10 protein-coding genes are annotated in these 13,603 nt (G+C 43.1%); 5 read left to right on the top strand and 5 right to left on the bottom strand.

Going from position 1 to position 13,603, the window contains the following annotated elements; genetic code table 11:
- Window positions 1–97 precede the first annotated feature (97 nt).
- From znuD to HUK62_RS15065, 3 genes are all read left to right on the top strand, one after another.
- Window positions 98–2,173, top strand: coding sequence for a zinc piracy TonB-dependent receptor ZnuD (gene znuD / locus HUK62_RS15075; protein WP_176538266.1), 2,076 nt, complete (start codon window positions 98–100; stop codon window positions 2,171–2,173).
- Window positions 2,174–2,357: 184 nt separating this feature from the next.
- Window positions 2,358–3,644 carry a transposase gene (locus HUK62_RS15070; RefSeq protein WP_176538265.1) on the top strand — a complete coding sequence of 429 codons (1,287 nt, stop codon included), beginning with the start codon at window positions 2,358–2,360 and terminating at the stop codon, window positions 3,642–3,644.
- Window positions 3,645–3,713: 69 nt separating this feature from the next.
- A complete protein-coding gene (locus HUK62_RS15065) occupies window positions 3,714–5,177 on the top strand; it encodes a phospholipase D family protein (RefSeq protein WP_176538264.1) in 1,464 nt (487 codons plus the stop codon).
- A gap of 118 nt (window positions 5,178–5,295) precedes the next feature.
- Here HUK62_RS15065 and HUK62_RS15060 read toward each other — a convergent pair whose 3' ends face one another.
- Window positions 5,296–5,748, bottom strand: a complete 453-nt coding sequence (locus HUK62_RS15060) for a hypothetical protein (RefSeq protein ID WP_058870278.1) — start codon at window positions 5,746–5,748, stop codon at window positions 5,296–5,298.
- A gap of 197 nt (window positions 5,749–5,945) precedes the next feature.
- Between HUK62_RS15060 and HUK62_RS15055 the strand changes: the two genes are divergently transcribed.
- Window positions 5,946–6,398, top strand: coding sequence for an RcnB family protein (locus HUK62_RS15055; RefSeq protein ID WP_004697742.1), 453 nt, complete (start codon window positions 5,946–5,948; stop codon window positions 6,396–6,398).
- Window positions 6,399–6,467: 69 nt separating this feature from the next.
- Here the strand turns inward: HUK62_RS15055 and HUK62_RS15050 are convergent, their stop codons facing one another.
- The 4 genes from HUK62_RS15050 to HUK62_RS15035 form a co-directional block, all read right to left on the bottom strand.
- Window positions 6,468–6,965 carry a phosphate-starvation-inducible PsiE family protein gene (locus HUK62_RS15050; RefSeq protein WP_176538263.1) on the bottom strand — a complete coding sequence of 166 codons (498 nt, stop codon included), beginning with the start codon at window positions 6,963–6,965 and terminating at the stop codon, window positions 6,468–6,470.
- Between the two features lie 140 nt (window positions 6,966–7,105).
- Window positions 7,106–8,887 (bottom strand): acyl-CoA dehydrogenase C-terminal domain-containing protein, encoded by a 1,782-nt coding sequence (locus HUK62_RS15045; RefSeq protein WP_176538262.1) that lies wholly within the window; start codon window positions 8,885–8,887, stop codon window positions 7,106–7,108.
- Window positions 8,888–9,084: 197 nt separating this feature from the next.
- Entirely contained in the window at window positions 9,085–10,887 is a 1,803-nt protein-coding gene (locus tag HUK62_RS15040; RefSeq protein ID WP_004983590.1) for an acyl-CoA dehydrogenase C-terminal domain-containing protein, read from the bottom strand.
- Window positions 10,888–11,192: 305 nt separating this feature from the next.
- A complete protein-coding gene (locus HUK62_RS15035; protein ID WP_126035358.1) occupies window positions 11,193–11,810 on the bottom strand; it encodes a hypothetical protein in 618 nt (205 codons plus the stop codon).
- 119 nt (window positions 11,811–11,929) lie between these two features.
- Here HUK62_RS15035 and baeS point away from each other — a divergent pair, with 119 nt between their 5' ends.
- Window positions 11,930–13,600, top strand: coding sequence for a sensor histidine kinase efflux regulator BaeS (gene baeS / locus HUK62_RS15030; RefSeq protein ID WP_176538261.1), 1,671 nt, complete (start codon window positions 11,930–11,932; stop codon window positions 13,598–13,600).
- The last annotated feature ends 3 nt before the right edge of the window (window positions 13,601–13,603 follow it).

The raw sequence follows: 13,603 nt of genomic DNA, 5'->3' as shown, positions 1-13,603 counted from the left end.
TTTATCTTTTTTCTGCGATTGGAATGTTTTTTATTGCAATGAATTTGAAATGTTATATTATAACAATATTCAAAAATTGTACGCTTGAGTGAGTTCCATGGCTTTCCATAAAAATTTGATAACGCTCTCTATTTTGGCGGTGGTCGCACCTGCCATTTTTGCAGATGACACAACAACACAACAACTTGAAACGTTGACCAGCCAAGCACATCCACTCGTTCAGACCGCTGCTGATTTTGCAGTCGCCGATCAGGTCATCGAGCAAAAAAGCTTAAAAGAACGTGCACCGACCATTGGGGATGCTTTGGCCGATGAGCTAGGCGTATATTCAAATCAGTATGGTTCAGGTTCAAGTCGACCCGTGATTCGTGGTCAAGATGGCCCTCGCGTGAAAGTCTTACAACATGCTTCAGAAACTGCTGATGTTTCGACTTTATCACCAGACCATGCCGTGACGGTCGATCCGATTTTGGCCAAGCAAATTGAAATCATTCGTGGCCCTTCAACCCTGTTATACAGTGCAGGCACCGTGGGCGGTTTGGTCAATGTCACCGATCAAAAAATTCCAACCAGCATGCCTGAAAAAGGTCTAGAAGGTACGGCGGGATTACGCTACAACTCTGGCAGTGATGAAAAGATGGCCAGTGCTGGGGCGACGGTTGCTTTGGGCCGTCAGTTTGCTCTACGGGTTGAAGGTTCAAAGCGTGAAGCGAATGACTATATTGCACCGAACTATTTTCATGAGCATGAGGGTGAACTCGAAAAAGAACGTCGTGTCGGAAATACCTTTGCCAAAGGCGAAACTGTCAGCGTTGGTGGTTCATGGATTGGTGAGCGTGGTTTTGCGGGTATTGCCTATACCAACCGTCAAGATCAATACGGTTTACTTGGGCACAGCCATGAATATGAGAGCTGTCATCCGCATGATGATCATTTGCACTGTGACGGGAGCGATAATCATGGACATACGGATGAACATGATCACTCAGGACACGAACATGCGCATGACGAACATGAGACAGGGCCTTGGGTTGACTTAAAGTCGGAGCGTTATGACTTCCGTACAGAAATTTTAAATCCGATTGCAGGATTTGAGAAGTTACGTGCCCATGCCAGTTATACTGACTACCAACATGATGAAATTGAAGGCGATAGTGTTGCAACTACCTTTAAAAGTAAAGGTTATGATGCGCGTCTAGAAATGGTGCATCAGCCGATTGCGGATTGGGAAGGTGTGGTTGGCGTACAGTACAATCAACAGAAACTAGATATCACGGGTGAAGAGTCTATTTTAGAACCGACCAATACGCAAAAGTGGAGCGTGTTTGGTTTAGAACACAAGCAGTGGAATGACTTCCATTTTGAGTTAGGGGCACGTGTCGATCAGCAGACGATTGATATTGAGTCAGATCGAAAAGACTATGATGATTATGCCGTGTCTTATTCGGGTGCTGTGAATTGGATGTTTGCACCGAACTATAAACTGTCTTTGGTTGGATCACATCAAGAGCGTTTACCTTTGGCACAAGAGCTTTATGCCGATGGTAAGCATCTTGCAACCAATACCTATGAGCGTGGCAATGAAAATCTCGATGTCGAAAAGTCCAATAATCTAGAATTAGGTTTCCATTACGATACGGATAAAATTGATTATCACGTTCATGTTTACCACAACTGGTATGACAACTACATTTATGCTCAAACTGCAGACCGTTACGAAAACTTCCGCCTAGTAGACTACACCCAAGACAAAGCGCGTTTTTATGGGACTGAAGCAGAAGCCTCTTATGCCATCAATGATGTTTATAAAATGAGTGTCTTTGGTGACTATGTACGTGGCAAAATTGACAATGAAAATGCGCCACGGGTGCCTGCTGGACGTTTAGGAACAAAAGTGAATGCTAACTTTAGTGACACATGGTCGGGTACGGCAGAGTACTACCATGTGTTTGAGCAAGATCGAATTGCAAGCTATGAGACCGAAACCGAGGGCTATAACATGTTGAATTTGGGCTTGGCGTATAATGGACAGTATATGCAGGGCAATGATTATCGCGTGTATTTCAAAGCCAATAACCTCTTAGATGAGACGGTTTATTCGCATACCTCTTTCTTATCGACCATTCCACAAGTGGGGCGTAACTTCACAATTGGACTGGACTTTAGTTTCTAAGGTGCTATTTCAAGCTTCACCCCAACTTTTTCCGTAAAGAGGAGGTGCTCCCTCTCTTTTAAGGCATAGGTATCTACACAATTTCCGAGCTTTGCGTTAAATTGAAGAGCATGCTCTTCAATTTAACATCTCTGGTCTGGATCAGCGTCTTGTCAAACGTTATAACAGCCTTGTAAAACTCAATATGAATCCTCTTGCTTCACTTGCTCCCGCAATCAAAGACCTGGCCTCTACCCAAAAGTCGAGTTTCTCAACTACACAGGCTGTTTGGCGATTCCTGAATAATAATAAAATCTCTTTTAGTCAATTAAACCAGCCGATTAAGCTTCTTGCATGCGAACAGATCAAGACATCACCGCATCAGTATGCATTAATCGTTCATGACTGGTCTCAACTGCAGTATGTGAAGCACAGTCATAAGGTTCGGCGTCTTCAAAGAACAGAGGCGAATTCAGGCTATGAATTGCAAAGCAGTTTACTTGTCGATGCGTCATCAGGGCTCCCAATTGCGCCATTAGCTCAGACGCTAACAGATGCATCCGGCTGTTATTCCACATTCAGTGAACAATACAGCGAGCGCAAGTCCCATTTGGACTCACTCGCAGAACAAATCAAAACGATTGAACAGTATCCGATTGAGAAAACAAAAGTCCATATCATTGACCGTGAAGGAGACTCGATTGCCCACTTGAGGGAAATCAGCAGCCATGGTTTCAAATGGTTGATTCGGGCCAAAGAAAGCCATCGGATTGAGCATCAAACGGAAACCTACAAAGTTGCAGAAGTCGCAGAAAAAGTAGTAACTCAGCAAGTTAAGCCGATTGCTTATAAAGGAAACAGGCATATGCTGCATGTTGGAGAAACCGATATTCGGATAACGCGTGCAGCAAAGCCGAAGAGAAAAGATGATTTAGGCCAACGGGTTGCTCCCCAGCCAGGCAAGGCAGTTACAGCCAGATTAATTGTTGCTGTGGTGAAAGATGCTCAAGGTAAAACAGTCGCGAGATGGTCGCTGATCAGCAATGTTTCTTCAGAGATTGATGCGGTAGAATTAACCACCTGGTATTACTGGCGCTGGACAATTGAGTGCTATTTCAAGCTTCTGAAGCAGGCAGGCCATGACGTTGAATCATGGCTTCAGACCACACCTGCAGCGATTTTAAGACGGCTCCTGATCAGCAGTATGGCGTGTGTACTGACTTGGCGAATACAGCGTTCTGAAGATGAACAAAATCAGAAAATTCGTATATTTCTGGCCCGTCTTTCAGGCCGACAGCAGAAGAGAGGTAAGTTGGAAAGTGCACCTGCAATATTGGCAGGACTTTCGATTTTACTGAACACTCTTCAACTGCTCTCAGAATATTCAATAGATGAACTGAATGAAATCGCAACAATTGCATTAGGTACATCAAGATGTGTAGATACCTATGCTTTTAATGAGAGGGTTAGGGAGAGGTTGCCAAAACATTGACAACAGAAATCCTCTTGAAAAATCAAACAATAAAACCTAGTCTGAGTATATTGGATTAGGTTTTTTGTTATGCGTATCTTTCGAAAATTACATCAAAAGCTCAACTGGACATCGACCCGTTATGTCGGTGTCGTGGTGGGTTTATTGGCTCTGACTTATTTAACGTCTGCAGTTTACCATAGCGTTAAACCACTGCCTGATGGGCTGGACTATACTGGCAAGTTACGTCATGCCGATGTCAAATTTATTGCAGATCAAACCTACATCGATGCACAAGGCAAGCAACAACAAGATCATCATATTTTCAACACAGTGTTTCAACTGATTGAAGATGCGCAAACCACGATTGTATTGGATATGTTCTTGTTTAATGATGAAGTGGGGACATCTCAAGCATCACAACGGGCTTTGACTCGTCAGCTGACCGATGCGTTGATTGTCAAGCGAAGCTTGCATCCGAATATTGAAATCAAAGTCATTACCGACCCGATTAACTCGGTATATGGTGGGCTATTACCTGAGCATTACCGTAAGTTACGTCAGGCAGGCGTGGATGTGATCGAAACCGATTTACGTCCGCTCCGTGCCTCTAACCCTGTTTGGTCAGGTTTTTGGTATCTCTGTTGTCAAAATGCAGGCAATAATCCCGACGGCGGTTGGTTAAGAAACCCGTTTGGGGATGAAAAAATTACCCTACGTAGCTATCTCAACTTATTTAATTTCAAAGCCAATCACCGCAAAACTTTGGTGGTCGATACCGCCGAAGGTTGGAAAACCTTGGTCACATCTGCGAATCCGCATGATGGCAGTTCGCGACATTCCAATGTGGCGCTGTTGGTGACAGGCAATACCGCAATTGATGTGTTGAAAACAGAGCAAACTGTGGCACATATGTCTCAGGGCGATGTACCAATGGTGATTCTAGGCGAAATTGCAGGAAATCCATCGCAGCCTCAAGTACAGGTGCTGACGGAAAAAGCAATCCTAGACGCAACCCTCAACTTGTTGAATACGGCAAAAGCCAATGACCAGATTGATTTGGCGATGTTCTATTTGTCTGAGCGTCAAATTATCAATGCTTTAAAAGATGCACAGAAGCGTGGAGTTAAACTTCGGATTTTACTCGACCCCAATAAAGATGCATTTGGTCGTCAAAAGAATGGAATCCCCAACCGTCAAGTTGCGTCTGAGCTTAACGATGAAGGTATTACAGTGCGGTGGTGTAATACTCAAGGAGAGCAGTGTCATAGCAAAATGATTTTAAAACGCCATGCGCAAGAAGCAGAGCTCATTTTAGGTTCAGCGAATTTTACCGCACGGAATTTGAAGAATTATAACTTGGAGACCAATTTACGTGTGATTGGCCAGTCTAACGCAGCGGTGTTTACAGATGCACAGCAATATTTTGATGGGGCATGGTCGAATTTAAATGGTCGTCAAATGAGTGTGGGCTATGAGCAATATAAAGATGAGTCGAAACTCAAATATGGGCTATACCGCTTTATGGAATGGAGTGGTTTGTCGACGTTTTAATTTTGAATTCCTTTTGCCATTTCTTACCGTTTCATTAAAAGCGGAACTTCCTTTATTGTGCAAGATGAAAAGTCCCTCTTTTTAAAGAGGGATTTAGGGAGATTTAATTTTTAAGATTTTACTGCTCAGGATTTGGCGGGATGATTTGATCCAAATCTTTATCGGTCATGTTATCGAGTTCATGTAGATCGGTTTTGATTTTCCATTTTTCGGCATCTTCCACTGGGCTCGGTAGACGCGCTTCTAACCAGTCACAAATGACATCGGGTGGAAAGTCAGGGTGGTTACACTGAATGACCCATGCCAAGAATTGTTTGGCTTCACCATTCATATACGGCGGCGGTGAAACAGGTAAAAACTGCGTCGGCAGGCGCTCATTTTTAGAAATATAGTTCAGTACATGTCCCAACTCTTGTACCGTTTGCCATGCCAAAGGATGATCTACATCAATTTGAAACTTAAACCACCATGCACTTTTGCCATCTGTGCCATAAGCATCAATCAGATTTTTTTGAATACTGGGCACTTTTGCAAAATATTCATAGAGTCGATCAAAACTTAATTCAGCCACGATTGTTCATCCAATACATTTATAAACAAAGATTAAGTATAAACTGAAAACATATACGATTTTTTGCTTTTCAAAGAAATCCTGCTTCAAACCTTATAGTGGTGATAACGACCAGTGATCTAAAATTGACAACTTGTACATTTTTTATCCATAAAATGGGTTTAAAATAATAATATTCACCTCAGTGGAGGAAGATGATGAAATATTTAAAAATAATCTATGGAATAAGTTTACTCAGCTTGTTTCCTGCACTGAGTTTTGCTCAACCCGCGACGCGTTATTATGGAAAACCGCTGACTTCGCAAACCCAGCGTTTCCCAACCTATGCTGGACCGTATCAAGGTGCAATGCCCAGACCTACATCACCGCCTCAAATTGAGCCCCCTCATCACAGACCACCTCCACACCATCCACCACATGGCGGATATCCGATGCGACCGGGTGTGAGTATTATTTACCGAGCACCCAGCTATTCAACCTATAGTCAGGAAACCAATAGCTATGTGTATGGGGATGGCGACTCCAGTATCGAAAGCCGTGATTATGTGTTGATTACCGATTGGAGACGTTTGGGATTACCAGACCCACCTGAAGGCATGCACTGGATCTATGAAAATGGACGCTACGCCTTAGAACCAGATTCAAAATAAATGAATCTTTGCTTGATACAGAAAAACCTCCGTTGTTTAGACGGAGGTTTTTTAGTGGTCAATCAAGAATTAAGCGAGCTCATCATCTTGTGGGCGTGGTGTTTTCCCTTCAGGTAAAGGCTTGTCGGCATGTTTATCCCGAATTACTGAAGGATAATTCCACGATGCATAACGCACCACCAAAATTGCAATCGCCATAATTAAAATTGAACCCGTAATAATCACCAAATCCATATCAGCTTTGTGGTCATGCTGGATATCGGAAATTAAAAGTCGGGTGAGGGCAGTGATGGCGATATAAATTAAAAAGCGGACAGGCATGTGGTTGGTTTTAAAATAGATACCAACCATTGCACCCAGTTCTAAGTAGATGAATAACAGTAAAATATCATCAATTGAGGCATATTGTTTAATGGTCAGGATCTCATAAACGGTATGACCTGCCGACCAAATCACCATACAGCCAATAATAAATAAAGCCACATAGTGAAAGCTTTCTACTGCGGTATTGCCCAGTTTATCGAGGAGGGTTTCTATTTTCTCTACTTTAGGGTCACGGTTGGTCATGGCTGCCTCCTGATATGTTGATGGTGGTTTATTGCATCATAAGCAAATTTCATGCACATGACGTATAAAAGCAAAAATAAAGCTGATCCATAAAAAAACGCCTGACGAAGCAGGCGTTTTTTTATTCAGTCTTTAAGCGATTAAGCTTGGCTGGTGAAGTAGTCTTCAGAGAAGTTCATGATGACTTCTGCACCTGCTTTTACTTTTGCGATACGTAAGTCGATTTCAGGCAAAATGCGTTGAGCAAAATAAGCTGCAAGCGCCAGTTTGTTTTGATAGAAGTCACCATCTTTGGTTTTTGCAGCATTGGCAATTCTTGCAAACATATAGGCAAAGCTGAGTAAGCCGACTGCATGTAAGTAATCTACTGCTGCTGCATTCGGGAACTCTGCACTTTCAGCAGCACGTTCAAGGATATACTTAGTCACTTCTTCCACTTCAGTTGCTGCATCGAGTGTTGCATCTTTAATGAAGTTTAGGTCTGCATCTAAGCCGTTAGCAAAATCACGGATTTCAGTAATGTAGTCTGCAATGAATGTACCACCACATTTAATTGTTTTACGACCGATTAAATCTTGAGACTGAACGCCGTTGGTGCCTTCATAGATTTGTGCAATACGTAAGTCACGTACACATTGCTCCATGCCCCATTCACGAATATAGCCATGACCACCGAAGACCATTTGTGAATCAATTACTGCGTTAAATGCAGTATCTGTTAAATACGCTTTTGCAATAGGGGTTAATAAGGCAACACGGTCATTGGCTGCTTTTACTGCTTCAGGGTCTGTTGAGAACTTAGTGATATCCAGTTGCTGACCCACGTAAACTGCAAATGCACGAGATGCTTCATTATTGGCACGTGCATTCAGCAACATACGACGCACATCACCATGAACTAAAATGCTGTCTGCAGGTTTAGCAGGCGATTGAACACCAGAAGCGCTACGACCCTGTAAACGGTCTGTTGCGTACTGTGCCGCATTTTGGTAGGCAAATTCAGATGCGCCTAAACCTTGAATACCCATCGACAGACGTTCGTAGTTCATCATCACGAACATTGCCGCAAGGCCTTCATTTTCTTTACCGACCAAGTAACCTTTGGCACCGTCAAAGTTCATTACACAAGTTGCAGACGCTTTGATCCCCATTTTGTGTTCAATTGAACCTGGACCTGCTGCATTACGCTCGCCCACAGAACCATCTGCATTCACTAGGAATTTAGGCACGATGAAGAGTGAAATACCACGTGAACCCGCAGGTGCATCAGGAGTTTTTGCCAAAACTAAGTGAATGATGTTTTCAGCTAAGTCGTGGTCACCGCCAGTAATAAAGATTTTGGTCCCTGTAATGTTATAGGTGCCGTCTTCGTTACGTTCAGCTTTAGTTTTGATAATGCCTAAATCTGTACCTGCATGTGGCTCAGTTAAACACATGGTCCCAGACCATTCGCCTGAGTAAATTTTAGGTAAATAGGTTTCTTTTTGTTCTTGCGATGCGTAGCTGTTCAGCGCCATACCTGCACCGACAGAAAGAAGCGGGTAGAGCATGAATGATGGGTTGGTTGCGAACAGCATTTCATCTGCTAGAACTGTCAGCATTTTTGGCATGCCTTGACCGCCCCATTCTTCATCAGCCGCTAAGCCAATCCAGCCGCCTTCAGCATATTGCTTAAACGCTTCTTTAAAACCAGCAGGTGTAGTCACTGCTCCATTGCTAAATGTTGCACCTTCTTCATCACCTGTACGGTTTAAAGGCAGGGTTACGTTCTGCGCAAATTTAGCCATTTCCTCGAGGATCGCTTCAGCCGTCGCACTGTCTACATGAGCTAGATTTTCATTAGACTGCCAGAACTGATCTGCATTGAAAACGTCATTGAGGATAAACTTCATATCCGCAAGTGGGGCATTATAAATTGGCATGTTCGTTCACCTGTTTATTGTTTGAATCTCTGTAGACTTAGGACAGCTTAATTAACAACGCAGAGTGTTGTTAAATGACCCAAGCGAAATAACGCTCTATTTATAAAGAAAAAGGACCGCCAAAGCTATGACTGTCCTTTTTCATTTCTGTACTCAAGAGTACAACTATTTCGAATATCGAATTAGTTATTAATTACTTAGAATGCAAAGTGCTCTGCATCTAATGCGAGTAATGGTTCTACGCCACCAGCAATCACATCAACGTGTGAGCGAACACGTGGAAGAATCTTCTTGAAGTAGAAACGAGCTGTCGTTACTTTCGCATTATAGAAGTCAACGTCAGTTGTACCTGCAGCCAATGTTTCTTGAGCCACAAGTGCCATACGTGCCCATAGGTAAGCAAGCGTTACATAACCAGAGAAGTATAGGTAATCGACCGCAGCTGCACCCACTTCATCTGGGTTTTGCATTGCTTTCATACCAATTTGCATGGTTAAGTCGCCCCACTCTTTGTTTAGAGCAGCAAGAGGTTCAACAAACTCTTTCATTGCAGCATTGTCTTTGTTTGCTTCAACAAATTTGTGAATAATCTTAGTGAAGTCTTTCAACATTGCACCTTGAGTACCCAAAACTTTACGACCTAACAAGTCAAGCGCTTGGATTTCAGTTGTCCCTTCGTATAAACACGCAATACGTGTATCACGAACGATTTGTTCCATACCATGCTCTGAAATAAAGCCGTGACCACCAAACACTTGAACGCCGTGTTTTGCAGATTCAGAACCCGTTTCAGTCAAGAATGCTTTTGCAATTGGAGTAAGCAGTGACAAGATGTTGTCAGAAGATTTACGCTCTTCTTCCGTCGCACCTTGCTCAACCACGTCCGCATGTAGAGACAATAAGTAAACCAGTGCACGACCACCTTCAGCAAATGCTTTTTGAGTTAACAGCATGTTACGAACAGCAGGGTGAACAATAATTGGATCGGCTTCTTTTTCTGGTGCTTTAGGACCTGTTAAAGAACGCATTGCTAAACGGTCTTTCGCATATGTTAATGCACCTTGGAATGCGCCTTCAGATGCTGCAAGACCTTGTACAGCCGTACCAATACGTGCAGTGTTCATGAAGGTGAACATGCAGTTTAAGCCACGGTTTTCAGGGCCAATCAAGAAACCTTTTGCATTGTCAAAGTTGATTACGCAAGTTGAGTTACCATGGATCCCCATTTTGTGTTCGATAGAACCACAACGCACCGCGTTACGCTCACCCACAGTACCGTCTGCGTTTAAGTTGAACTTCGGTACGATGAATAAAGAAATACCTTTGGTGCCTTTAGGTGCGCCAGGAAGACGAGCAAGTACAATGTGAACAATGTTCTCAGCCATGTCATGTTCACCCGCTGAGATAAAGATTTTCTCACCAGTGATTGCATAGCTACCGTCAGCTTGTGGCTCAGCTTTAGTACGGATAATACCCAAGTCAGAACCTGCATGAGATTCTGTCAAGCACATCGTACCTGTCCAAACACCTGAAACAAGGTTTGGTAAGTAAGCATCTTTTTGTTCAGCTGAACCGTGATGTTCTAAAGTACGAACTGCACCATGAGAAAGACCTGGGTACATACCCCATGCCCAGTTTGCAGTACCGACCATTTCTGAAATCACGTTACCCAAAGAAACAGGTAATGCTTGACCGCCATATTGCTCTTCAGCAGAAAGAGACGGGAAGCCAAGTTCGATATATTTTTGATACGCTTCTTTAAAGCCAGTTGGAGTTGTAACAACGCCATCATTCCAAGTACAACCTTCGCGGTCGCCGCTTTGGTTGATTGGAGACAATTCGTTTTCACAGAAATCTGCAGCAGCTTCTAAATATTGGTCAACCAATTCACGGCTTACGGTTTCCTGAAATGCAGGCAATTTAGAATAGTGTTCTTCTGCATTCAATAGCTCATGCAGTACGAATTGCATATCACGTAAGGGCGCTTTGTATTGTGGCATATCGGTTTCCTCAATACTGGTTTAACCAGCTTATAATCCTAATAAACATAAAAACGTGTCTTCTTTGACACGGATTGGAATAACTTAATCGTGCAACATCTTCTAATTTGGTACAAGCGGTTCAGGTGCTTTTCTTGGTGACTGTAAAGTCAAATAAATATTATTCAAAATCGCTAAGTGCACTGAGTGTAAACAGTTTTGCTGCTTTTGGCATGACATAAATAGTCAAAAAGCGTAAAAAGTTATGTCCAATAAAAAAGGCGCAATTTGCGCCTTTTTGATCTATTTATACTTTTTAGAGTGGTTTAAGCAGCCTTATTGGGTGCTGAAACAGGAGCTTTAGGTTGGAAGTGAACGATACATTTGCCATCTACTGTTTGTGTGCCAACTTTTAACTGCACGGCTTTACCATCGGTTTGACCTTGGCAGGCTTTGGTCGCAGCTTGTTGGCGCGCTTGACGTTCAGCTAAACGTTGATCGTATTGCTGGGTTAACTCAGCACGTTTCGCATCGGTTAGTGGTTCGCCGCGTTGCATATGCATACCACGGAATTCACCACGATCGGCTTGATCGCCACGCATTGGGCGATGTTCACCACGTTTCATTTCATCACGGTTAGGTTTAAATGAAATCGCACATGTACCTTCTAGTGTTTGCTCACCTGCTTTGACTTGGACTGCTGAACCCACCGCTTTGCCATCGCAGGCTTTTTTAATGTCTTGCATGACTTGTTTACGTTCAGTACGCATTTTTTCAAATTGTTCGCGTTGTTCAGGTGTCATGTGACGGTCTTTCTGATAATGACCATGCATATGTTGCGACTGCTCCATATCTTTTGGTGCTTGGGTGGATTGACAGGCAGTTAACGCACCTACAGATAAAACGCTGGCAGTGGCTAAAGCAATTTTTGTCATCTTATTCATTCTACAACTCCCCCATACAAGAGCATGTGATTTTGGATGATTAAAGATTAAATAATAAAGATGTAGAAACAATGGAGAGTTTTTTGATGCAGTGTTCTATACAATAACAAGGCAAAAGAATGACCGAGAGATTGCTTTTGAAGATTCGCCGCGTACCGATTGCTTTACGCTTATTCCTCACTGTATTGCTGACCACTTTGGTGATTACCACGGTGAGTTTAGGTATGCTGCATTGGACGATGCAAAAGAATTTTGCCAAATATGTGGCGGACGTGGAAATGCAAAAGCTTGATCATCTGATTGATAACTTGGCTGGCGTTTATAGCACTTATCATGACTGGGGCAATGCCATTCAAGCGCAAATTTTGCAGATTGAAGGACATGCCGCGCCAGATGATTATGACCGTCTCTCTCGTTGGTGGCTGCGCCGCCAGTATGATATTGCTCTGCAACAGCGTTATTTTAAAGAGAATACCAAAACCTTACTCAGTGATGTCTCTACCACAGAAGTCAAACATGAAAAACAGATTTTAACTGAACAAGAACTGCAAGCTTTGGAGGAAAACTTACCTTCGGAGTTTCAACCCTTTGAAGGTTTAAAGTTCCCGCTCAGCGCCAATCAAAATGTTTTCCGTCCAGATCGTAAAAAAGAAGAGATTGAACAAGAGAGCAAACAAAACACAGGCAAAAAACAGTTTATTTCCACGCCTGACCGTTTAGGTCTGAGCTCGCGTTTGTCTTTATACGATACGCAGCGTCAGTTCGTGGTCGGTGAACCTTCGGATGATCAAGTTTCTTTCCGTCCTATTGTGGTGAATAACCAAGTGGTGGGCTACTTGGGGCTGAAACCAGTTCTCGATCAAGATGATGCGTTAAGTATCAACTTCTTTAGTAATCAAAAGCGCTATTTATTACTAGTCTATGGTTTAACCGTTTTTGCCAGTTTAATTGCTGCGTTGTTACTTGCGACTTATTTTAAGACACCGATTCAACGCTTGTTGAATGGTACGCGTGAATTAACGAAGGGTAATTTTCAGCATCAAGTTAAAGTGAATCGAAATGATGAGCTGGGTGATTTGTCCAATGAACTGAACCAACTGGCGGTGATTTTAGATCAGCATGAAATTTCACGTCGTCAATGGGTGTCAGATACTTCACATGAGTTGAAAACACCGCTGGCGGTATTACAAGCGCAGATCGAAGCGATGCAAGACGGTATTCGGAAACCAACGCCTGAGCATTTTGAATCGATGTTACGCCAAGTCACCAGTTTGAAAAAACTCACGCATGACTTGGCTGATTTGGCACAAGCGGAAGCACAGCAATTAAACTGTTACTTTGCAACCGTGAACCCATGGGCGGTAATTGAGCAAGAAGTGGAAAACTTTAAGCCTAAATTTGAACAGGCCCATTTAAGCATCAGTGTCGAAGGTGAGGGCGCCGAGTTACAACTTGATATTGACCGCTTTAAGCAAATCATGGTCAATTTATTGGGTAATAGCATTCGTTATACCGAAGCGGGTGGTCAGGTTCGAGTTCATACGGAACAGTCTGCAACAGATTGGACAGTCTATGTCGATGACAGTCCATATGGTTTAACTGATGAGCAACTGGCACGACTCGGTGAGCGTTTCTATCGAGTCGATGACTCGCGTACGCGGAGCACAGGTGGTACAGGTTTAGGTTTGGCTTTATCGGCTAAACTGGCTCAGGCTTTGGGCGGCGAATTGAGTTTTGATCATTCGCCTTTGGGTGGTTTACGTTGCAAGTTAACGTTCCCAAAAAAATGAAAC

This window comes from Acinetobacter sp. NEB 394 (assembly GCF_013374795.1).
GTDB classification, from domain to species: domain Bacteria; phylum Pseudomonadota; class Gammaproteobacteria; order Pseudomonadales; family Moraxellaceae; genus Acinetobacter; species Acinetobacter johnsonii.
The sequence above is the reverse complement of the archived record's forward strand: the minus strand, read 5'-3'. Positions and strand labels throughout refer to the sequence as shown.

Excerpts from the sequence above, each read along its gene's own strand:
- znuD (WP_176538266.1), top strand. The coding sequence starts at position 98 with ATGGCTTTCCATAAAAATTTGATAACGCTCTCTATTTTGGCGGTGGTC.
- HUK62_RS15070 (WP_176538265.1), top strand. The coding sequence starts at position 2,358 with ATGAATCCTCTTGCTTCACTTGCTCCCGCAATCAAAGACCTGGCCTCT.
- HUK62_RS15065 (WP_176538264.1), top strand. The coding sequence starts at position 3,714 with ATGCGTATCTTTCGAAAATTACATCAAAAGCTCAACTGGACATCGACC.
- HUK62_RS15055 (WP_004697742.1), top strand. The coding sequence starts at position 5,946 with ATGAAATATTTAAAAATAATCTATGGAATAAGTTTACTCAGCTTGTTT.
- HUK62_RS15050 (WP_176538263.1), bottom strand. The coding sequence starts at position 6,965 with ATGACCAACCGTGACCCTAAAGTAGAGAAAATAGAAACCCTCCTCGAT.
- HUK62_RS15045 (WP_176538262.1), bottom strand. The coding sequence starts at position 8,887 with ATGCCAATTTATAATGCCCCACTTGCGGATATGAAGTTTATCCTCAAT.
- HUK62_RS15040 (WP_004983590.1), bottom strand. The coding sequence starts at position 10,887 with ATGCCACAATACAAAGCGCCCTTACGTGATATGCAATTCGTACTGCAT.
- HUK62_RS15035 (WP_126035358.1), bottom strand. The coding sequence starts at position 11,810 with ATGAATAAGATGACAAAAATTGCTTTAGCCACTGCCAGCGTTTTATCT.
- baeS (WP_176538261.1), top strand. The coding sequence starts at position 11,930 with ATGACCGAGAGATTGCTTTTGAAGATTCGCCGCGTACCGATTGCTTTA.